This is a genomic window from Pseudomonas syringae pv. tagetis, from assembly GCF_022557255.1.
Taxonomy (GTDB): Bacteria; Pseudomonadota; Gammaproteobacteria; order Pseudomonadales; family Pseudomonadaceae; genus Aquipseudomonas; species Aquipseudomonas caricapapayae.
This window is the reverse complement of the sequence record NZ_CP092923.1, coordinates 1,612,438-1,633,926: the sequence shown is the minus strand read 5'-3', so window position 1 is coordinate 1,633,926 and position 21,489 is coordinate 1,612,438. Positions and strand designations below refer to the sequence as shown.

The window sequence follows — 21,489 nt, the reverse complement described above, 5'->3', positions numbered from 1 at the left end:
ACGTTTGAATTCAGTGGACAAGTACGGCGTTATCATCAGACACCTCTATCTGGCGATATTCTCGCCTAAATGAGTGTCCGGAATCATTAGACCGCTACAACAGAAGGAAAACCCCTCAATTGCGCACTCTATATTGCTTTTTTTTCGTTTGCGGCATTGGCAGGCAATGCTTTTGCAGACTCAGTAACGGGCTCGGCGCCTAGCGGTGCACAGAGTTCGGCTGACCAGCGTGCCGCCGCCGAAGCGGCCGCTGCTGCCGCTAATAATCCGCCATGTACCTTCATCGTTGGACGAGGTCTGGTCTGCAATTAACTCGCTTGGCGGGTTCGTAGCGCAGAATTCTAAGTCGGCCGGGAACCACCATCTGCTCCTATCCAAAGGCCCGCCACATCGGCGTAATGCTGTTCACTTAAGCGGAGCAGCCTTACGTTCCACTGGGTACCGGGTTTTGGAAATCTTCACCGTCCTTGGCCTTCCCGGCCTTGGGCGGTGATCCAGAAACATTCATCCTACTCCTCCCCTCAGCTCGCTTAGCCTCCTTCCTGTTGCCGATACTGGATTAGCTGCTGCCATCACTATCAACTGCACCGCTATGTACTGGCAGGCAGGCTTGAACCGTATGTCCGAAGGTGCGCGGCCGAATGCTACGGCTGCTTGGCTGGCCTCCCGACGAATAATATTATAAGCCAGCAAAAGCCCCCAGACCTCCTGATAAATCAGCTCGACTTTCTTGCTGCGCAGCGTTACCGCGTTCTGTTGCATCGAGCTTTTGATATCCCTGAAGCCCAGCTCAATTTCCCACCGTTCCAGGTACAGCTTGGTTACAGCTGCTGTGTCATAGCTCTCGACAGACAGAGAGGTAAGAAGCGACCTGACTTTTCCATGGCTTTCATAGCTAACTTCACGCACCTCCCAACTCAAGGGCATCTCGGGATTTCGTTTGCGAGCCTGAGGAGAAACCTTCATCCGGACAAGACGATCATGCTCGCCGTAGCGCTCAACTTCCTCCATGACCAGATTCTTGCGAGCGGGTGTCAGCCAGTGTCGGTTCGCGCCGCCGCCAACCACGCTCAGCAGTAGATCCGCGCCCCAGAAGCCTTTGTCGAACAAGGTGATCGAATTGTCTGGAATTTGTCCCAGATACGTTTCGGCCAACCGCATTTCACTGCCCCGAAAAGGGCTGAGCTGCGCATCGAGGATGACATGCGAGCGGACATTCATCAGCGCAACGAGCCGCAGCATCGGGAACGGGGTCTGACGGTTGGTGCCGGTATTGCCGGAGCCAAAATGCTCTCTGAGCTCGGGTGAATCAGGGGTGCGCAGCAATGCACCGTCCACCGCGAAGACTTGTAGACCGTTCCAGTTATCTGCCTCGTAGCGCTCGTTGCCCCAATGCTTACCGGTCTGACGGAAAAGCGATTCAACGGGGTCAGCGCCTAGCCGTTTGCGAGCTTCAGTTACCCCACTTCGAGCCAGCAACTGATCAGAAGCCAAGCCTTGCGCGCAGATATTCAAACGCCTGGCGACTTCGTGGACGGGCTCATCACGAAACAAAGCCATGCCCAAAACGAGCCAAAGAACTTGATCTCTCGGCAAGCGGCGCCGCCGTATGGTGGCTTGCGCCGAGAGGTTCAGCGCACTCGCTACCCACTCGATTGGGATGTTCTGAGTGAAGGTGCTCAGGTCAGAAAAATTGAAGAGATCGCCGAGGTCGAGCAACTGCTGCTGAATGGGCATAAAAAAATCCGATGCCAGGGGGCCGACATCGGATTCTCTATAAAGCCCGGCTTGGACTCAAATGCTTAAGTGAACAGCATTAAGCCACATCGGCGGGCCTTTTCCATTTCTGGAGCAGTATATGCAGAGCCATGACTATGTAAATGGCGTTTCCGGTTGAAAAATAGATCAGGAGACAGGAGCCTTGTAACCGTCCGGCCAAGTCACCTAGGCGCTTCATGGTTTTACGTTCGTCCCTTATTGGTGAACGCGAAACGCGCTCCCCGGTACTGCCAAAGCCCGCGACTCGGCGGGCTGTCGCGCTACGGGATTTTCCTACGTCCATCAAGGCTTGGCGCGGACCACAGATAACTGGAGTCCCAGCCACTGTTCGTCAGCGTTCTGGATTACCTTCAAAAGAGCATCGTCCTCGGAAATGCACCAGACAAAGAAGGGCAACCAGTATTACTTTGGTGCCAAAGCGCACATTGGGGTCGACGATGAATCGGGGCTGGTGCACAGCGTGGTGGTCACTGCGGCCAATGTCGCGGACATAACCCAAGTCGACAAACTGCTACACGGTGCTGAGAACGTGGTCTGCGCCGATGCAGGCTATACCGGTGTCGAGACGCGTGAAGAGCATGCAGGACGCCAAGTCATCTGGCAGGTTGCAGCCCGGCGCAGTACCTAGAAAAAACACGGTAAACGCAGCGCGCTGTACAAAGCGATGCGCAGATCGAGAAAGCCAAGGCCCAGGTTCGCGCCAAGGTTGAGCATCCATTTTGGGTGATCAAGCGTCAGTTTGGTTATACGAAAGTGCGCTTCCGAGGCTTGGTGAAAAACACTGCTCAGATGGTGACGCTATTCGCCCTGTCGAACCTTTGGATGGCGCGTCGATATTTGCTCTCCAGCGCAGGAGACGTGCGTCCGTAATGAGGGAAATAGCTCCTGCGGGGCACGTGCAGCGGTAAAAATGGATGAAATAGGCGGCAGACTTGATCGATTGTGAACGACTACCGTTTTTTGAAAGCGGCTATGGCTCAGCAGCCTAAAAATAGCGGCCTACTTTAGACCATCCCTAGAATGCCAGTTATATGATGTATTTATCTTATAAAAGCAAAAGTTAAATATTTTTTAGTTGCATTCAGGTACATTATTTCTTAAGATTTAAGATTGCGCGCGTAAGGCGTTTGACTTAAACATAAGCTTAGGCGTTGGATCCTTTTTGGGCATGGTGCAGTAAGCATTCATTTGAATGATGGGGAATCAATTGCAAAAAATATCTGGATTAGTTTTGATTTTTTCCCTATTAACAGGCTGCGGAGTTTCAGAAGCGGAGATAAAAAATGTTATTTCTGACACCCGGATAGAGACAGAAGAGCCGATTTCAATAAACTTGGACGCTTACACGTCAGAAAAGCTGAACTCTATTTTGGAGGCCAAGGCCAAGAGCCTTTTTTTTGATAAAGGTCAGATGATTGACTTGATCTCAGCGAAATTTTTAGGAACACCGTACCGCGCCAATATGTTGCAAGGCTCAGAAAATATAACTGAGCAGTTAGTCATCGACTTTAGAGGCCTGGACTGTTTTACGTATCTGGACTACGTAGAAGCGTTACGAAAATCAACATCGCAGCAGGCGTTTGTGAGAAACTTGATTCAGACGCGCTATCATGATGGCGATGTCGACTTTTTGAAACGCAAGCATTTTTTCACCGACTGGGCTCACAGTAAAACACACGCTTTAGCGGATGACATCACTGCGCGGATTAGTTCAAATACAGTGAGTGTTGAAAAAAGGCTTAACGAAAAGTCCGACGGCCAAACCTATCTGCCTGGTTTGCCAGTAGTCGAGCGTAGTATCACCTATATCCCAAGCGATCTTGTCGATGACAAGGTTGTGAGTCACTTGCGAACGGGGGATTATATTGGTGTTTACACCAAGCTTCCGGGGCTGGACGTAACTCACGTCGGCATCTTTATAATGACGGACAAAGGCCCTGTTCTACGAAACGCATCCTCGCGAAAAGAAAATGAAAAAGTTGTGGACTCACCGTTCTTTGAGTATGTTGCGAGAACGCCGGGGATAGTTGTTTTCAGGGCAAAAAATTAACGCGCCAATGTACTGTCCCAGTGCTGAGGTGTTGATAGTGAAGTGATCGATCGCACGCCTGGTCCTGTCATTACTCATAGGCGTCGGTAGCGTTAGTCTTTCACCAAATAGCAGTCTATGGCATGTGGTGTAAGTCAGTACTTCACTTTAAACGTCGGCGAATCCTCCGGCCGCTGACCGCGCCGGTCGTAAAGGCGGGTGGTGCTGATGTTCGCGTGCCCCAGCCATATCTGCACCTTGGCGATATCGGCGTCGTGCTCCAGGGCGTTGGTTGCCGCAGTTGCGCGCAGGCCATGCACGCCCAGGTGCTCGACGACGATGCCGGCCTTCTTGGCATAGGCCTCGACCACGGTGTAGATGCCGTTGGCCGTAATGCCGGCACCGGTGGTAGTGCCGCGCAGCGAGCGAAACAGCAGACCGGGCGTCGTTGCGCGCTCACTGTCCTGCTCCAGATACGTGTAAATGCGCTCGGCGGCGACGGGATGCAGGGGCAAAAAGCGGATCTTGCTGCCTTTGCCGTGGACCCGCAGGTGCTTGATGCCGCGTCGCTCCTGCAGGTCGTGGGTGTGCAACTGCGCCGCTTCTTCGCGGCGCAGGCCGTGGTAGAGCAGCACGGCCAGAATCGCCCGATCGCGCAGGCCCTTGAGCGTTTCGGTGTCCGGAGCATCGAGCAGTTGCTTGGCCTGGTGATCGCCGAGGGCCGGGGTCTTGCCTTCGTTGGTCTCAATCCGAGGCCGTTTGACGCCGTGCACTGGGTTGCCGCCGGCGACTGCATTGTTTTCCAGGAGGTGATCGAAGAGGCTGGCCAGCGCGGCCAGTTTGCGCCGGATCGTGGCCCCGGCCAGGCAGCGTTGTTCCAGGTTGGCGCGCCAGGCCAAGACGTGCGAGCGGGTCACCACACGAAACTCATCGACCGACGCCAATCCGACAAACTCGCAAAAATCTTCCAGGTCATTTTGGTAGGCACGACGTGTCCGAGGGTTATCCAGGTTGGCAAACCACTCGACTGCCGCCGGAACGCGAGCCAGCGTCTGAAATTCGACCGCAGTAAGCCTGCGGTGATCGAGTGGTGCGCCTTTCGTCTTCTCTCTCCTGGCTGGCCGGATCGCGTTCATAAGCTGCCTCTCCAGTCACGAAAGCAACGTGGAATGCAGGGTTGTGGCTAAAATCGATGAATGGCGTAAAAGTGGTGATAACCTATTTTATCACCACTTTTCTCGAAATCGCCCCGTAAGCTTTTTTACCATTGAGTGGCTGCTTCCGGAGTATGGGAACGATTCAAAAAATTCGAGCTTCGTCTACCCTCGTATGGCCTAAGGCCTTCAGTCTCCCCCATCGAGCCTAGAAAGCCTGACTTCAACCCCGAAGAGACTGGAACAGTCGCTGCACCGGATGGGTTGCCAAATTTGGGCCGGCGGGACTGGAATCACTGCCTGACAATCAGCGCATTCAAAGATGATCGTCTCTACTTTGACAAGCAGCTGGGTCCCATCGCTCTCCGTCCATTTGCTCCAAAGCAGATTGCATCTTCTGTTACTGCATAGAACCAAATCCTCGTTATCGAATTCACGTTGACCAACATAAAGAACATTTCCACACTGACACGTACCGAACACCACAGCTTTAAACGCAAATACGGCTGTTGCCTTGGCAACTTCCTCAAGGCAATTTATTATTTTCGCAAAGTCTTCCTCTACAATCTTTTTGACCTTCTGCACAGTCTCTTGATTTACGGGGGTGTGGAGATAGGATCCGAGCTTGTTGTAATACTTCCCGAAAGTCTCTCCACGGAATTGCCTTGGTAGAACCAATGGCTTTAAAATCTGAGTCAGCAGGCCGCTCATCCCCGTTTTTTAGGGCAAATGCCAGCTCGCCACCGTTTTCATTCATAGGATCAAATGATATCAGCGCTTTCAGCATCTGATCAGGCTTCCACATACTGAGCACATTGCCAGGCAAGATATCCCCCGTACTGACGCATCTGTCTGTACACGACATTTTCCAACGCAAAACGCAACTCAAGAGCAGCATATCTTTTTGTGTGCTCGTCAGAGGCCTTCAATAGTTCCTTGGCACGGTCCAAATATGGTTGGACCCTATAAATATCCATAGCTTTAAATACCCTGATTTCTTTTATCTAACACAACTATCTTCTGTACATACTCAAGCAGGCCACCGAGCTCGTCATTGCGACAGATGCTGACCGTGAGGGGGAAATGATCGCGCGCGAGCTGATCGAGTATTGTGGCTACCGGGGACCGATTCAACGGCTTTGGCTATCAGCCCTCAGCGAAGCATCTATCCGCCAGGCACTTAACAGCGTCAAACAAGGGTCTGAAACCTACCCGTTGTACCTCTCCGCGCTCGCCCGCTCCAGAGCAGACTGGTTGATCGGCATGAACTTTTCACGCCTGTTCACCCTGCTCGGCCGACAGGCCGGGTACACCGGTGTGCTCTCGGTGGGCCGGGTTCAAACACCGCCCCTTCGCCTGGTGGTCGACCGCGATCGGGAGATCTCGAATTTCATTCCCAAACCGTTCTGGAGTGTCGAGGTTCTGCTCTGGACTGCAGGACAATCGTTCTTGGCGAAATGGGTCGCCGATGAGTACGTGGTAGATGAGGAAGGCCGTTGCCTTGATCAAGCTGCTGCAGCTGCCGCACTGGCCGCGCTGAGAAGTAGCCAGGCTGCCTCAACTGTTTCTGTTGATACAAAGCGTGGCAAGGATCCAGCTCCGCTCCCGTTCGATCTGAGCACCCTGCAGGAGGTGTGCTCTGCAAAGTTTGGGATGCGCATGGGATTCCACTGGCGTCTGGCCTTTTGGCAACGACGCGCCTCCGGTGGAAGGAGCCTGGCAGCGTGTCCAGATTGTGGACGCCTGCTCCAGGACCAGGAAGGCAATCTGATCACCGCTGAGGAATTTCAGCGAGAAGAGCGACGTCGACGCTGCGATCATTGTGATGCCGCTTTATGGACGCTGATGCGTCCGGGCAAATCGGATGGCGGCAGCCGCCGTAACACGATCCTAAAGTCGATGTGTCGCATCCCTACAATCGGACCTGTTCGTGCAGAACGGCTTTTATCTGACTTCGGCGAAGACTTTCTAGCCTCGATGCTTCTGGACAATGTCTCTGAGTTCATCAACCTGATGGACGCCAAAGGCAATTTCATCTTCAGCGACCGCCAGGCCAAGCGCATGGAGCGTGCGATGGCCAACATCGAGTTCGGGTTCGGCGAGGGAGGTTACCAACCCACCGAGTTCATCAAACGCTACCTACCTGATGGATGCTTCGACCTACTGGTCGTGGACGAGGGGCACGAGTACAAGAACAGTGGATCTGCTCAAGGCCAGGCTATGGGTGTACTTGCAGCCAAAGCACGAAAGACTGTGCTGCTGGCCGGGACTCTGATGGGCGGCTATGCAGACGATCTGTTCTACCTCCTGTTCCGGATCCTCACCAGACGTATGATCGAGGACGGCTATCAGCCCAACGCGCGAGGAAGCATGGCACCGGCGGCGATGTCCTTTATGCGGGATCACGGGGTATTGAAGGATATCTACACCGAGCGTGATGGCAGCACTCACAAGACGGCCAAAGGCAAGAAACTCTCCGTGCGGACGGTCAAAGCACCGGGCTTCGGCCCGAAAGGCATTCACCGCTTCGTTCTACCCTTCACTGTGTTTCTGAAACTCAAGGATATCGGCGGCAACGTGCTACCTGGTTACCGGGAGGAGTTCATTGATGTACCGATGTCTCCAGACCAGGAGGCGGCTCACTGTAAGCTTGCCCAGACATTGACCGTCGAGCTTCGGCAGGCGCTGGCCCGTAGAGATACGACGCTGTTAGGGGTGGTGTTAAACGTGCTGTTGGCATGGCCGGACTGCTGCTTTCAACCTGAGGTGGTGAAACATCCTCGATCCAGAGACACGTTGGCTTTCGTGCAATCGATCTTCGAAGAGGATGAGCTCATGCCGAAGGAACAGGCCCTTCTGGACCTATGTCTTGCTGAAAAAACCCGAAACCGCAAGGTTCTGGCCTACTCGGTTTACACAGGTACCAGAGACACCACAAGCCGCATGAAGCGGGTGCTCGAACAATCGGGACTTAAGGTGGCAGTACTACGTGCATCAGTGGACACCGCCAGGCGCGAGGACTGGATCCTTGACCAGGTTGATCGAGGCGTCGACGTACTGATCACCAACCCGGAGCTCGTAAAAACAGGTCTGGACCTGCTGGACTTTCCGACCATTGCGTTCATGCAGACGGGTTACAACGTCTACACGGTGCAACAAGCGGCGAGGCGGTCATGGAGGATCGGACAGAAGCAGGACGTGAGAGTGATCTTTTTCGGCTACATCGGCAGCTCTCAGATCACCTGCCTGCAGCTGATGGCCAAGAAGATCGCCGTGTCGCAGAGTACCTCAGGGGATGTTCCAGAATCCGGGCTGGATTCGCTGAATCAGGATGGTGATTCCGTAGAGATGGCACTCGCCAGACAACTCATCAACGCTTGACCATGGCCACCTTCGGGTGGTCTTTTCAGCTCTTGATATGCTAGAAAGCATCTTCAAACAAAAAACTTGACGATGATACCTGAGCAAAGCTATTGATACACCTCAGAGCCTACATGAGTCACTTGTAGGAATATTGAACGTTTTTTATGTCACGCAATGGATTATTCAGCGCCAACGCTGATCAAGGAGCGAGTTTTGAATTACGTGGAAAGAGTCAAAGATACCCTCAGAACATTCGCCACTGAAGAAGTTAACAATTCGATAGTATTGAAAGGGGCATGGGGAACAGGTAAAACTTTTTTATGGGAAGAAATTGTTAAGACCAATAGCAAGTATTTTAAAAATCGCAACTATAGCTATGTCTCACTATTTGGAATCAGCACACTTAAAGATTTAAAGCGTGCGTTATTTGAGAATAAAGTCTTTCGGGAAAGCGCCATTTCCAAGCCTAGCGCACATAGCTTTCGGGAAAGCTTAAAAGATCTTAAAGACGACTCCCCAGGCTGGATACGAAAAGGATCGTCCCTACTGAGCGATTTCACCGCATTTGGATTTCGCGGAGTAGGACCAGCGATTGAAGCCTTGCAGTTCTTTAGAGTAACAGATACACTAATTGTCCTAGATGACTTTGAACGAAAAAGTTCAACACTCTACGACAAAGAAGTTCTTGGATTGATATCGCTACTCTGCGAAAGCAAGAACTGCCGAGTACTCATGCTACTAAACGACCAAAACCTGAGTGATGAGTACATTACCTATCACGAGAAGGTATTTGACTATGAGATCAACTTTAAACCTGCACCTGAGGACGCAGTATCGATAGCATTCGAAGAACATGTACATGAATATGAAGTACTAAAAACTAACTGCATAGCGCTGGAAATCAACAACCTCCGCTTATTAAAGAAAATCAAACGTTTCGCGGATATAATTTTGTCATCTCTTAAACGGGGCGAAGCTAAGATCCTAGAACGGGCTTTTTTGGTATTGCCATTGGCGATCCTGGCGATCTATGGTGGCAGCACTGCAAAAATCGATTTGGATTTCGTTCTGTATGGACGATCTAAGCCTCTCCCCGACCCAGGAGATCCTGACCCAGTAGCACAACTGAAGCGGGCTGAGGGTCAAGCAAAGGCTCAACTTTTAACAGATTACGGCCTTACAACAATTGACGATTTTGACTTATCCATAATAGATCTTGTTCGAAATGGCTACCTGGAGCCAACCAAACTTGAAAAATTGATCGAACGGTTTAAACAAAAAATCGAGCACGAAAAACATGTTTATAAACTCCGCGATGCATGGGATCAGTACCACAAGTCTTTCCTAAACAATGAGCCAACAATTATAGAGGCATTCTCAGAAGCGATCCGCTCGGGCTTAAACTTCCTGACCATAGACGAGCTTAACTCTGTTGCAGATCTTTACTATGAGCTTAACCGTGCAGATGAGATTAACACAACAATAGATCAATATGTCCTGGAGATCATTCCTAAATCCGACCTTGAAGATGAGAATGATATATTTAACTGGCCGACAAACCCTCACTTCGCCCGAAAGCTAAAAGAGCACTTTAGCGGAGTGAATCGTCAGAACAAAGTCACTTTCGAGGAGTTAATTGAGCTAGCCATGCATGCGAAAAATGGCATGCAGACCAGGGGCATACTGGAGGGTATTTATCAAGCAAATGAAGAGGAATACATTTCGTACTTCGAGTCACTTGACAACTCGAACCTCACCAAAATCGTCCGCATGCTGTTAAAGTGCGGACAAGTAACCACATCGAATGAAATCACACAGGAAATGTACGAGCGAGTCTTCATCAAAACATATCGAAGTTTGTTAGAACTGGCTTCACGCTCACAGCTCAACAAATCAAGAGTGAGTAAGTATCAAAGTTTTGAAAAGCTCTATCGGAGTCTGGAGGATCAATATCAGAAGCGAGCTGCTGAGCGAGAAAGCTCATCTGATGCTCTCTCCGAGGATTAACTACCCGTACAGTAGGTCCGGAACTACCTTCCTTTCGAGCGCAATCAGAATACTTGGGGTCGGTCAAATCCATCCGGTTGCCGCGCAGGAAATCAGAAGGCTCATGCGCAACCCTCAAAATTTTAAACCCATTCAGACCGGGAAAGGGTTTCCTGCTGCTTCAGGTCTTCGTTTTTGCGAACGTGCCTCACATCTTGAGTGAGGTCCTCCATGAAGCTGCCATTGCGCCCTTCTCTTTCCAGCGCCACCGTACTGCAAATCCTGGCCGTGATCGTCCTGATCGGCATTCTGGTCTACCAGCAGTGGCAGATTTTCCAATTGAAAACAGGTTTTGAATCAGCTGCAAACCTGGAAACCGTCAACGCCATCACCCAACGCATCAACGGCGTGGATGACCGGCTCGATGCCGCCAGCCAGCTGAAGCCCGTAACCATCGATGATTTCAGGGCCGCCCAGCAGGCGCTGTCAAACCGCATCGATGCCGTTCAAGCCCTCCTGAAGCAGGTGCAGGAGGCGGCGAAGGACGCTGCCCAGCAGGGTGCCACAATGGAAGAAGTTGTGGTCATGGGCGCTCGGATCGAGGAGCTGCAGGTGAAACTCCAAGACCTGCGTGCGGCTAAACCAGCATCTGTGCAAATCACGGCAGCCAAGCCAAAGACTCTACCCCCCTCCCGCAAATCAACAGCAAAAACCAAAGTTCCGGAGGCTCCACCACCGTTTTCGGTCGTGGGTGTGGAGTACCGGGGAGGCGAACGTTTCTTGTCAGTTGCCCCGCCTGGCAGCACTCAGCTGAGTCAACTGAACCTGGTGCGCCCGGGCGACATGGTCGCGGGGAGCAACTGGCAGCTCAACAGCCTGGATGACTCGCGCGCCCTTTTCAGCATCAACGGCTCAACCCGCATTCTGCCCCTGCGCTCTTAGAGGTTCACATGTCCATTTACACCTTGCGAATGTTCACACTGACGGGAGTCATCCTGCTCATAGCAACTGGCATGGCCAACGCCGCAACCAACAGCTCTGCACAGTCCACCAGTAGAGAGCAACAGAGCGCCTTACTGGACAGCCAGTCGCAATCGAGCGACGAGATGCGGGCACGAGACTGGAACCTCAGCACTCAGGAATGGCAGCGCTATCAAACGCTGATGCAGAGTTCACGAGGTGTGTATTCCCCCGGGCTGGATCCGCTGACTGCGTTGGGTATCGAAGCCCGCAATGATGAAGAGCGCCGGAGGTATGCAGAACTCCAGGTCAAAGCCGAGGCGCAGCGCACTGCAAAAGAATTAGCGTATCAACGCGCATATGACGATGCCTTCAAACGCCTCTATCCCAATCTGATGCCCATCGCCAGTTCCGCGCCACAAGGGGCGGCCGCGAGCCCAGCCAACCAAGGCAACGGTCGATTGGCAGTATTCGTTAAGGACGACTGCCCGGAATGCTCAATTCGGGTGAAGGCCCTTCAAGCTCAAAAGCAGCCGTTTGACGTGTACATGGTGGGTAGCCAGAACGACGATGAACGAATTCGCAACTGGGCGATTGTCTCGGGGATCGACCCTGCGAATGTCAGAACCCGACAAATCACCCTCAACCATGACGGTGGGCGTTGGCTTGGCCTGAGCTTGGGTGGCGAGTTACCGGCCGTTGTGCGAGAGGTGAATGGGCAATGGCTGCGTCAGTGACGTGGGCAGGCCTTGCCCTGCTGTGCTTCGCGTTGACAAGCCATGCAGCCGAGCTTCCGCCGCCGGCTTATCAACTGGCTGCTCACGCCGCGAACATTCCGTCGGAAGTGCTCTACTCGGTGGCACTGCAGGAAAGCGGGACGCCACTGCGGGGCCAACTGGTCCCGTGGCCTTGGACGCTGAACGTTGCCGGCGCTGGTTATCGTTTTGCAACCCGTGCCGATGCCTGCACCGCACTTATCATCGCACTCGCGCAGACGGGTCCCAAGCGGGTCGACGTCGGATTAGGTCAGGTCAACATGGGCTGGAACGGCCAGAGATTTAAATCAAGCAATCCGTGCGACGCGCTCAATCCCTACAAGAACCTCGATGTAGCTGCACAAATGCTCGCCGAACTGCGCGCGCTTGGCGGTGACTGGATCACCGTAGCCGGACGCTATCACCGGCCTGCCGGCGGCGCTCCAGCCGCCAATTACCGCAAGGCCTTTGCCAAACATCTCAGCCGGGTAACCGGCATCCAAATGCTGGTGACCAATCCATGACCCGATCAGTGATCCTCGGCGCAGCGCTCTGCCTGCCATTTATGATCTGCCAAGCTGCAGAGCTCACCGTGGTTGAAGACAAAGGTGGCGACTCAGCGCTGCCTTACTATCGATCTCTCAATCCCGAGCCTTCCTCTTCTGTCTCAAATGACCTGACCTCGCAACTGGATCCTGTAGCAGCACAGGGATTGCCGGTACGCACCACTCGAATGACTCCGGGGACAGTTCAGGGCCGGATCATCAACGCGCCAGGCCTGCAGCCTTTGTTCCTGATCGGGGACGATGAAACTTCACGCCGATGGCTACAAGATCGCGGTGCGGTGCTGAAGCAGATGCAGGCCGTAGGACTGGTGGTCAACGTGGCCACACAAGAACGACTTGCCGTAGTCAGGAGTTGGTTGCCCGACGCGCTCGTGTCCCCCGCATCAGGTGACGAGCTTTCTCAACGACTCGGCCTGAATCACTATCCGGTGTTGATCACCCCAACCGCCATCGAGCAATAGGAGGTCGGGTTATGGCTCACGATTACGCCATTGAATCACTGCTCAGACCTGCCGTAGAACTGTACACCGTGTACGTGTGCGCTGCAGGTGCATTCCTATGCGTGTTCGCTCCTTGGGCGTTTGCGCTTACTCCGCTATTCGGCCTCGTGACCTCCGCAGGCTTTCTCGCTTTAGGTTTAGTGCGTCTGAAACAAGCATGGCAGGTGCTGCGCTATCGCCGAAACATCCGTCGACTGCCTCATTACACGATGACCAGTAAAGAAGTGCCGGTCAGCAATCAACGTCTCTTCATCGGTCTTGGCTTTCGCTGGCAGCAGCGCCACACCCAGCGGCTGATGGACACTTACCTGCCGAAGTACGCCAGCTACGTTGAAGCCACCCCACTATTCCGCGCCGCGCGTCGTTTTGAGGAAAGAGCTGAGTTCGCTCCATACCCGGTCCGGCTTCTGGCCAAAGCCACATCATGGGATGTACCCATCAATCCTGTGCGACCTCTGCCACCCGTCGGCGGCTTGCCAAGGCTGCACGGCATCGAGCCATACGAGGAGAATGTCTCTCTCCCTTTGGGTGAGCGAGTAGGCCATTCAATTGTCCTGGGCACTACCCGTGTCGGAAAAACGAGACTGGCTGAGTTTGAGTTGTTCATCACTCAGGACATTAGGCGTAAAAAACACGGCCAGCATGAGGTCGTTATCGTCTTCGACCCGAAGGGCGACGCCGATCTGCTCAAGCGCATGTATCTCGAGGCCAAACGCGCCGGACGCCTGAATGAATTTTATGTGTTCCACCTGGGCTGGCCGGATCACTCGGCACGCTACAACGCCGTTGGGCGTTTTGGCCGGATTTCGGAGGTGGCCACCCGGATCGCTGGCCAGCTCTCCGGCGAAGGAAACTCGGCTGCATTCCGTGAATTCGCCTGGCGTTTCGTGAACATCATCGCACGCGCCCTTGTCGCACTGGGCCGCCGACCAGACTACCTGCAGATCCAGCAGCACGTGATCAACATCGAAGGGATCTTCCAAGAGTATGCCTCTAAATACTTTGATGAATCTGATCCAAAGGCTTGGGAGGCGATCGTCGCCATTGAGGGCAAGCTCAACGAAAAAAACGTACCGTTCAACATGAAGGGCCGGCCGTTCCGTGTGGTGGCCATCGATCAATACCTGTCTCAGACGCGCGTGGCAGATCCAGTGATGGATGGACTGCGCAGTGCGGTCCGCTACGACAAGACCTATTTCGACAAGATCGTCGCTTCGCTGCTGCCGCTGCTTGAGAAGCTGACAACAGGTCGCATGGCGGAACTGATCTCGCCTGACTATCAGGACGTGAACGATCCTCGACCGATCTTCGACTGGATGCAGGTGGTCCGCAAAAAGGCCGTGGTCTATATCGGCCTAGACGCCTTGTCGGACACAGAGGTCGCCGCTGCCGTCGGCAACTCGATGTTCTCCGACCTGGTCTCAGTCGCTGGCCATATCTACAAGTTCGGCGTCGACGACGGACTACCGGGCGGCGTCCCTGGCACCAAAGTGCCTATTAATCTCCACGCCGATGAGTTCAACGAGCTGATGGGTGAGGAGTTCATTCCGATGATCAACAAGGGCGGCGGTGCCGGCATGCAGGTGACTGCGTACACCCAGACCATGAGCGATATCGAAGCAAAGATCGGCAACAAAGCCAAGGCCGGCCAGGTGATCGGCAACTTCAACAACGTGTTCATGCTGCGAGTCCGCGAAACGTCCACCGCCGAGCTGCTCACAAATCAGTTGCCCAAGGTTCAGGTTTTCACGTCGACCCCGGCCAGCTCGGCGAATGACAGTGCAACGGGCAATACCGCGTTCACGTCCTCCAGTCATGACCTGGTACAGCAGGTCAGCGTGCCGATGATTGAGCCAGCGCATGTCGTCGGCCTACCCAAGGGCCAATGCTTTGCGCTCATGGAGGGCGGCAATCTGTGGAAAATCAGAATGCCTTTGCCTGGGCATGATCCTGATGAGGTGATGCCGGCAGATCTGCAGGCTTTGGCGGAAAGCATGCGTCAGACCTATCAGGTGGGCAAGGTCGACGACACCGGTTGGTGGTCAGCGCCTGGTTATCAGACGCTCAACGAGTCCCTACCTGCAGATCTGCTCGACGACTTCAAAAAAATCGCTGTTGCACCTGAGGATGCGGCATGACTGTCGGCAGGTTGAGCGATTGGCAGGGAGGCATCTGATATGGCTGACGTTGCCGATCGCGCGAAACAGCAACAAGACCACGAACAGTCGTTCATAGGATCTCTCTTCACCCTGCCCTTCCGATTCGCGGCAGTGATGTTCCTCTCGCTGGGGGGAGCCATTATCGTCGAATGGATCTGCATGTACTTTTTCTGGCCAGAGGCAGGTTGGCAGCATGCTCGCGCAATGCTCGATCATGAACTCAGCTGGCTCTCTAAGGGGTTCCTGCAGAGTGTGGTTGTTCAAGAGCCTGGCCGAACAGCGACATGGCTGGTTCAAACTACGTATGACTGGCTGGTGGTCAAGACTGGGCTTCAGGACTGGGTTCAACACACCTCTGATTATGCAGCGGCAGGACAACAATCACGCGGTTTCGATATGCGCTACATGCTCGGCGTGGGAGTCAGCAAGTTTCAGGATTACGGCCTTGCGGCGCTCTACACGACACTGGTGTTTTGCGTGCGCCTGGTGATCCTGACCCTCGCAATCCCGTTATTCTTGATGACGGCGTTTGTTGGTTTTGTCGACGGGCTGGTGCGCAGAGACTTGCGGCGGTTCGGTGCCGGCCGCGAGTCCAGCTACCTGTATCACAAAGCTAGAGCAACGATGGTGCCGCTGGTGATCATCCCCTGGAGCCTCTACCTGGCTCTGCCATTCAGCGTGAGCCCATTGTTAGTGCTCCTGCCATGCGCGGCACTGCTCGGCCTGGCGGTCAGCATTACGGCGTCCAGCTTCAAAAAATACCTTTAGGTGCCCTCCATGCAATGGACAGAAGAACAACTGCCAGCTATTCACTCTTTCGCGAAGAAGCTACTGGTCCAGGCGTTTGCCGGTACCGGGAAGACAACGACACTCGTAGGTTACGCCACGCATAATTCGTCGGTCAAAATGCTGTACCTCTGCTACAACAAAGCCGTTGAGATCGCAGCAAAGAACCGTTTTCCACGCAACGTTACCTGCAAAACAGCTCACGGCCTCGCCTACGCTGTCTATGGCAGCCAGTACAAACACAAGCAGGCTGGCAATCTGCGTTTGACCGACATCGCGAGGACGATCAATACGCAGGATTGGGAGCTGGCCAAAGACATCGTTTCTACCCTCAATGCTTTCATGGCGAGCAAGGATCTGGAGCTGCTGGATGACCACTTTGTGCGATTCCAAAGCAATCGCACACTGACCTCGGTCCAGCAACAGTACATGAACAAAGCACTGAACCTTACTAAGAGCGTTTGGGAGAAAATGGTCGATATCCACGACCGCTTAGTCCCCATGACGCATGATGGATATCTGAAGCTCTACCAGATGAGCCAACCAGATCTGAGCCAGCGCTTCGGTGCGATCCTGCTTGACGAAGGGCAAGACGTGAACCCGGTCATTGCGAATCTGGTCCAGATCCAAAAAATCACACAAGTCACCGTCGGTGATCGACATCAGCAGCTCTATAGGTTCAGAGGCGCTGTTGATGCGTTGAACAGCCCCGCAATGAAGGACGCTGAGAGACACTTTCTGACTCAGAGCTTCAGATTTGGGCCGGCAGTTGCCTACGTGGCCAACGTCATCCTGTCCTTCAAAGGTGAAAAGATCCCCCTGCAAGGCCTGGGACAGCCCACGTTGGTGAAACGAGCCTTACCGGACGATCTCCCTCACCGCACCTACCTGCACCGCACTGTGAGCGGTGTGATCGAGAACGCGCTGCGCCTGGTCAACCAAAACCAGCGCATGCAGTGGATCGGAGGGATCGACAGCTATTCCTTGCGCGATCTGGAGGACCTGTTCTATTTCAGCCGGCATATGAATGACCAGGTCCAACAGCGCAAATTGCTGACCGACTATGCCGATTACGACCAGTATGTCGTGATCGCGAAGGCCACGCAGGATCCTGAGATGCTGCGGTCGATCAAAATCATCGAAAACTATGCAGATCTGCCCCAACGAATCGAGCAACTGCGTGCTGCATCTGTGACGTCGGAGCTCGATGCAACCGTGACCCTTACCACTGCGCACAGAGCCAAAGGTCTGGAGTGGGACTTCGTTGGACTTTATGACGACTTTTCTGCGGATCCGCTTTCCCCTGACATCGACGCCGGCAAACGCGACGATGAGCTGAACCTTCTGTACGTAGCTGTCACACGAGCCATGAAGATTCTGGCCGTCAACTCGTTGGTGATCGACATCATGCAACGCTTCAAAGACAACCGATCCGTAATCGCGGCCATAGTGTGAGGCTGCCCCACGACCACTTTTGAACACACCCAGACCTTCGTTCCCCTCCCCTACAAAACCGTGACCAGCGGCGTGTTTATGTTCAAGTCGACAGATGAGACAACGCAACCGGATGTTGAGAGGTATATGAGCGACCCAGAAACTCTGGCCGTATTGAATCGCCACGGCAGAGTAAGATGGGAGCTGGAGAGCGTTCAGCAAATCAATCGTGGCCATGAACAAATTGGCAATCAAAACGCACAGGGCTGGGCGTTTGGCTATGCAATAGGCTTCGGACTTCTGTTCATTTCCAAACGCAAAATTAATTAGTCATGCAGAACCAGTACTTTAATGTTGATGGACCGACAGCGTAACTCATCATTTATTGACTGCCCTTACAAGAAATCCAATCTATATTTGAGGGACGAGTCATAAATTATACCCGTCCAAATATAGTTACCAGCCCATGGGGAAACCCGTATAGCTGGGTAGCTTCGCTAGACTTTAAATCTGTTAGTCATTTCCTGCAAAGTCGCGCTGACTCTGGCTAATTCAACGCTCGACGTCGCCGTCTCTTCACTGGCAGCAGCCGTTTGGTCTGAAATATCCCTGACATTTGTTACGCCTCGGCCTATTTCTTCACCAACATTACTTTGCTGCTCAGTGGCAACGGCGATCTGTTCGTTCATAAGCTCAATCTCATGAACAGATGCAGTGATGTTCTGCAGCATCTCACTAGCTTGGTTAGATAGCTCAACACTGCTATCTGTAAGTGCAAGATTTTGCTCTAAAACTTGCCCCATATGATCGGTACTGGTTTGCAGTTCATTTATAAGCAAAGCGATTTCATCTGTTGAAGTGCGGGTGCGCACGGCTAAGCCTCTTACCTCGTCCGCGACTACAGCGAACCCGCGTCCTGCCTCCCCAGCGCGCGCAGCTTCAATGGCCGCATTCAACGCAAGAAGATTCGTCTGATCAGCCACTGTTTTTATTACATCGAGAACGCCACCAATGCTTTGAGTATTCCCTCTAAGCGTCGCCATTGCCGTTCTGGTAAGGTTCATCTCGAGCGCCAAAGCTTCTATCTGAGAGCGAGTCCTGTCAACGACTTGCCCACCTTTTTGGGCAAGTTGACTAGCGATTTGCGCAGTGTTTACTGCTTGAGCTGCATTACGGGATACCTCATGGGTAGTGGCTGTCATCTGCTGCATCGCCGTTGCAATTTGCTCAGTCTCCACTTTTTGCGCGCTCACGCCCGCGCTGGTCTGCTCCGTTACTGCTGAAAGCTGCTCTGCCGCGCTCGCCACCTGCACAATTCCGTCTTTCATCTCCCCTATCAAATTTCGAAGGCCGGAAGTCATGCGCAACATGCTGCCCTGCAACGCGCCTAGCTCATCGCCCCTAGTAACCTCTGCCTTGTAAGTAAAGTCCCCCTGTGCAACGATCTCAACGATCTCAACAGTTTCCTTAAGAGGATGAACAATTGATCTCGTGATCAGCCATGCAGCAAGAACACCTAAGAAGGCAGAGAGAGCTAGCCAGAGCAAAATTTTCTCCTGTGCGTTCTCTGCATCGGATGCACGAAGCTGCACTTGGATAGCTGTCATTTTATCAGTTATACCTAGAATGGTGGCAATGGAGGCTGTGATACCGCCTTGAGCCTCATCGACTTTGGCTTGAGCTGCGACTAAAGCTTCAAGGTGCGCACTGTAGTCAGCCAATCCTGCAGCCAACTCTTGAACTTCAGCAACGGAAAGACTTGTACTTTTGAGCGTGTCGATAATTATCGCCACCTGCCTTATTGCCTGACGAACAGTATCCTCCCCGCTTTTACTCGGAGATGCTGTGTAAGAGCGGAATGCGGTTTGCATCTTCTGGACAGAGATGAAAAGTGCCGGTAGTTTCTGACGATCCGCTGCATGTTCGCTACCATCGTTGGCTGCCTCTGCTATCTTCATTAATGAAACGTTAACAGCTTCACCCAAGCTCCCGACTACGGCCCGTAACTGCTCACGTTCTCGAGTCGACTCGACCGTTCTATTATAGAAGCCACGATAATTCTGCATCGTTATCTTGGCTTCCTGAATCAGCGCAACATTATTGGATGTTTTGAAACTCGGCGACATATCCGTCAACTGACGCTCGGTCTGCTCTAGTGCCCCCAACCATTTTGATGCCTGAGCGTCATCTGCCTTTAGAAAATAAACTAAACGCTCGATACGCATATCTCGAGCAAGAGAACTAAACTTACCAATCTCTCCAGACAATTCAGCACGACGCTTCAAAGTATCAGTGGCTACCGTACCGGTGTATGCCATAAGTATAACCATTATAAGCAGCAGTCCAAAACCGATGAGCAGCTTTGTTCTAACCGCGACACCACTTAACAAACCTGACGTTGAGCTCGACATCTACTTTCACCATTAAAAACTTATTAAAAAATATCTTTCTAATACCACATAGCTTTAGCCATCAGATCTTATCTAAAACATTCGTCCTGTAGGCAGCCTCCATGAACAATATTCCACGTCTATGAATATCAAGCACAGCGGCGTCAGCCGCACCAGCATCGAGGCATTTGAGTAAAAGCTCGAAAATATATTCATATTCCAGGCAGCAAGGGGCCGAGGCAGGATAAGCCTACACATAGTCGATTTCTCGCAATTTATATAAAAAAGCCGATCCTTGGCGATTCGCCATTATGTCGACAACCACGTTGTTTTCTATAATTTTTTTCAGATGTCGACGAACGGCAAAGCAATTTTTTCTAGCACAGATTATGAAGCTTCAAAAGCTTGAGCTCATAAATTTTTCCCAAGAAAATATTTGCAGGATTCAATTCAAAGTGCTTCCCATCAACCATCTCCGGACATTGATGTGCTCTACAAATAAAGCTTCGGAATGCGAGGGGAAAACCTCGCTCCTGAACCCCCCTCAGACCTAAAAAGGGTTTCGTACTGATTCCATCCGGGCCGATGGGCATGCTGTGGACATAGATTCCTACAGCTTCCAAGGCCCGCGACGTGAAAATCAAACTCCCTGCGATCAAACCAGCGTTTTCAAGCATGCAGATCTGCCTGTCTGCAGTCCTCATATGCACACCGCTGTTTTCCTCGCATGCCCGAACAGCCGGTACGGCTTCCGAGCAAGCCAATGTGGAAGTCATGATTCGCCAGCTCAATGCGCTAGAGGCCGTTGCGCAGCGCAGCGCTGACCTACCCAGTGAATCGGCCCAGCGCTATCACCTGGATTACTCCAGATTGGTCAGCGATATCGCGCGCATTCGCCAAGGTCTGCAGGATTATCTGACTCCCTCCCGGGCACAGCCCCGCGACCCAGTCGAGATATCAGGCCAATACAACGTCAGCGGTGATCACACGCGATGACGATGTCCTCCACCCAGATCAGTGCCTTTCAGGCCGCTGCCGGCTTTTCACCGGCCAACAGCAACACGCTGTGGGCCGGGCTTGCTATGGGCATCCTCATTCTCTGGGGTGTCTGGGTGTTTACAAGCATTTATCGCGGTTGGGCGACAAGAAACCTTGCAGCTCCAGCGGCTGCAGTAGCAGCAACTCGCTGGGCAGTCCTGTTCATGATTATGACTTTCATGCTGTTGAGTTGATTTTTCCAAGGAGACAAAGATGACGCTGTATCTATTATTTTCCCAAGCACGTGCCCTTTTTCAGTCCCGCCGCTCAATCGTCCTCATGGCGGTAAGCCCAAGTAGTGCTTTTGCAGCGCTACCAGGCGCGCAGGCCCCAACTCGCGGCACGGGGACCAGCTTCATACAGACGATTCAAAACTACGCGTTTGATGGCTTCACACTGCTGGGGTTGTGTCTCTGCGCTTACGGCATCGTGATGGTCGGACGCCATGCACTGGGCGTCTTCCACGAAATCCACATGGGCAAAGCCAAATGGGCTGACTTGGGCAGCACGGCCATAGTAGGTGTGTGCTTGATTGGCGTCACGATCTACCTGGTCACTACAGCTTCCAACATCCTTTGAGTCGCAGAGGC

At 52.9% G+C, this 21,489-nt stretch carries 17 protein-coding genes and 2 pseudogenes; 15 read left to right on the top strand and 4 right to left on the bottom strand.

All coding sequences use genetic code 11. The features are described 5' to 3' along the window. Positions 1-405: 405 nt before the first annotated feature. A pseudogene (locus MME58_RS07360) lies at positions 406-1,737 on the bottom strand (IS4 family transposase). A 412-nt stretch (positions 1,738-2,149) separates the two neighbouring features. Between MME58_RS07360 and MME58_RS07355 the strand changes: the two are divergent. Next, positions 2,150-2,649: pseudogene (locus tag MME58_RS07355) on the top strand (IS5 family transposase); the annotation flags it as partial. Between the two features lie 337 nt (positions 2,650-2,986). After that, positions 2,987-3,829 carry a DUF1460 domain-containing protein gene (locus MME58_RS07350; protein WP_054986946.1) on the top strand — a complete coding sequence of 281 codons (843 nt, stop codon included), beginning with the start codon at positions 2,987-2,989 and terminating at the stop codon, positions 3,827-3,829. A 134-nt stretch (positions 3,830-3,963) separates the two neighbouring features. Here MME58_RS07350 and MME58_RS07345 read toward each other — a convergent pair whose 3' ends face one another. Then, complete coding sequence (locus MME58_RS07345) at positions 3,964-4,944, bottom strand: tyrosine-type recombinase/integrase (RefSeq protein WP_054986938.1); 981 nt, start codon at positions 4,942-4,944, stop codon at positions 3,964-3,966. A 544-nt stretch (positions 4,945-5,488) separates the two neighbouring features. Further along, positions 5,489-5,749: a hypothetical protein gene (locus MME58_RS07340; RefSeq protein ID WP_233590925.1), complete on the bottom strand. Its 261-nt coding sequence runs from the start codon at positions 5,747-5,749 to the stop codon at positions 5,489-5,491. A 296-nt stretch (positions 5,750-6,045) separates the two neighbouring features. Here MME58_RS07340 and MME58_RS07335 point away from each other — a divergent pair, with 296 nt between their 5' ends. The 10 genes from MME58_RS07335 (at position 6,046) to MME58_RS07290 (ending at position 17,801) form a co-directional block, all read left to right on the top strand. Beyond that, positions 6,046-8,343 (top strand): DNA topoisomerase, encoded by a 2,298-nt coding sequence (locus MME58_RS07335; protein ID WP_371913016.1) that lies wholly within the window; start codon positions 6,046-6,048, stop codon positions 8,341-8,343. Between the two features lie 195 nt (positions 8,344-8,538). Continuing rightward, positions 8,539-10,332 (top strand): hypothetical protein, encoded by a 1,794-nt coding sequence (locus MME58_RS07330; protein WP_055006892.1) that lies wholly within the window; start codon positions 8,539-8,541, stop codon positions 10,330-10,332. Positions 10,333-10,542: 210 nt separating this feature from the next. Further along, the gene (locus MME58_RS07325) at positions 10,543-11,253 is read left to right on the top strand and encodes a hypothetical protein (protein WP_055006891.1); all 711 of its coding nucleotides are present in this window, start codon (positions 10,543-10,545) and stop codon (positions 11,251-11,253) included. Positions 11,254-11,261: 8 nt separating this feature from the next. Beyond that, positions 11,262-12,008 carry a TIGR03759 family integrating conjugative element protein gene (locus tag MME58_RS07320; protein ID WP_054986942.1) on the top strand — a complete coding sequence of 249 codons (747 nt, stop codon included), beginning with the start codon at positions 11,262-11,264 and terminating at the stop codon, positions 12,006-12,008. Further along, the gene (locus MME58_RS07315; RefSeq protein WP_055006890.1) at positions 11,993-12,550 is read left to right on the top strand and encodes a lysozyme family protein; all 558 of its coding nucleotides are present in this window, start codon (positions 11,993-11,995) and stop codon (positions 12,548-12,550) included. Before MME58_RS07320 ends, MME58_RS07315 begins: the two co-directional genes overlap by 16 nt. Beyond that, the gene (locus MME58_RS07310; RefSeq protein WP_055006889.1) at positions 12,547-13,053 is read left to right on the top strand and encodes an integrating conjugative element protein; all 507 of its coding nucleotides are present in this window, start codon (positions 12,547-12,549) and stop codon (positions 13,051-13,053) included. Before MME58_RS07315 ends, MME58_RS07310 begins: the two co-directional genes overlap by 4 nt. A gap of 11 nt (positions 13,054-13,064) precedes the next feature. Then, entirely contained in the window at positions 13,065-15,230 is a 2,166-nt protein-coding gene (traD, locus tag MME58_RS07305) for a type IV conjugative transfer system coupling protein TraD (protein ID WP_055006888.1), read from the top strand. 39 nt (positions 15,231-15,269) lie between these two features. Beyond that, positions 15,270-16,019, top strand: a complete 750-nt coding sequence (locus MME58_RS07300) for a TIGR03747 family integrating conjugative element membrane protein (protein ID WP_055006887.1) — start codon at positions 15,270-15,272, stop codon at positions 16,017-16,019. Between the two features lie 9 nt (positions 16,020-16,028). Continuing rightward, positions 16,029-17,492, top strand: a complete 1,464-nt coding sequence (locus MME58_RS07295; protein WP_055006886.1) for a UvrD-helicase domain-containing protein — start codon at positions 16,029-16,031, stop codon at positions 17,490-17,492. A gap of 60 nt (positions 17,493-17,552) precedes the next feature. Beyond that, on the top strand, positions 17,553-17,801 hold the full coding sequence (locus MME58_RS07290; RefSeq protein ID WP_055006885.1) for a hypothetical protein: 249 nt from the start codon (positions 17,553-17,555) through the stop codon (positions 17,799-17,801). A 167-nt stretch (positions 17,802-17,968) separates the two neighbouring features. On the opposite strand, the gene MME58_RS07285 is transcribed toward MME58_RS07290, so the two are convergent. Continuing rightward, positions 17,969-19,882, bottom strand: coding sequence for a methyl-accepting chemotaxis protein (locus MME58_RS07285; RefSeq protein ID WP_054988089.1), 1,914 nt, complete (start codon positions 19,880-19,882; stop codon positions 17,969-17,971). Between the two features lie 612 nt (positions 19,883-20,494). Between MME58_RS07285 and MME58_RS07280 the strand changes: the two genes are divergently transcribed. From MME58_RS07280 to MME58_RS07270, 3 genes are read left to right on the top strand one after another with little or no spacing between them, the layout of a single operon-like run. Next, positions 20,495-20,857, top strand: coding sequence for an integrative conjugative element protein, RAQPRD family (locus MME58_RS07280; protein WP_082427593.1), 363 nt, complete (start codon positions 20,495-20,497; stop codon positions 20,855-20,857). After that, positions 20,854-21,093 carry a TIGR03758 family integrating conjugative element protein gene (locus MME58_RS07275; RefSeq protein WP_055006882.1) on the top strand — a complete coding sequence of 80 codons (240 nt, stop codon included), beginning with the start codon at positions 20,854-20,856 and terminating at the stop codon, positions 21,091-21,093. The genes MME58_RS07280 and MME58_RS07275 overlap by 4 nt, the downstream gene beginning before the upstream one ends. Before the next feature lie 19 nt (positions 21,094-21,112). Continuing rightward, positions 21,113-21,478, top strand: coding sequence for a TIGR03745 family integrating conjugative element membrane protein (locus MME58_RS07270; RefSeq protein ID WP_054988087.1), 366 nt, complete (start codon positions 21,113-21,115; stop codon positions 21,476-21,478). The last annotated feature ends 11 nt before the right edge of the window (positions 21,479-21,489 follow it).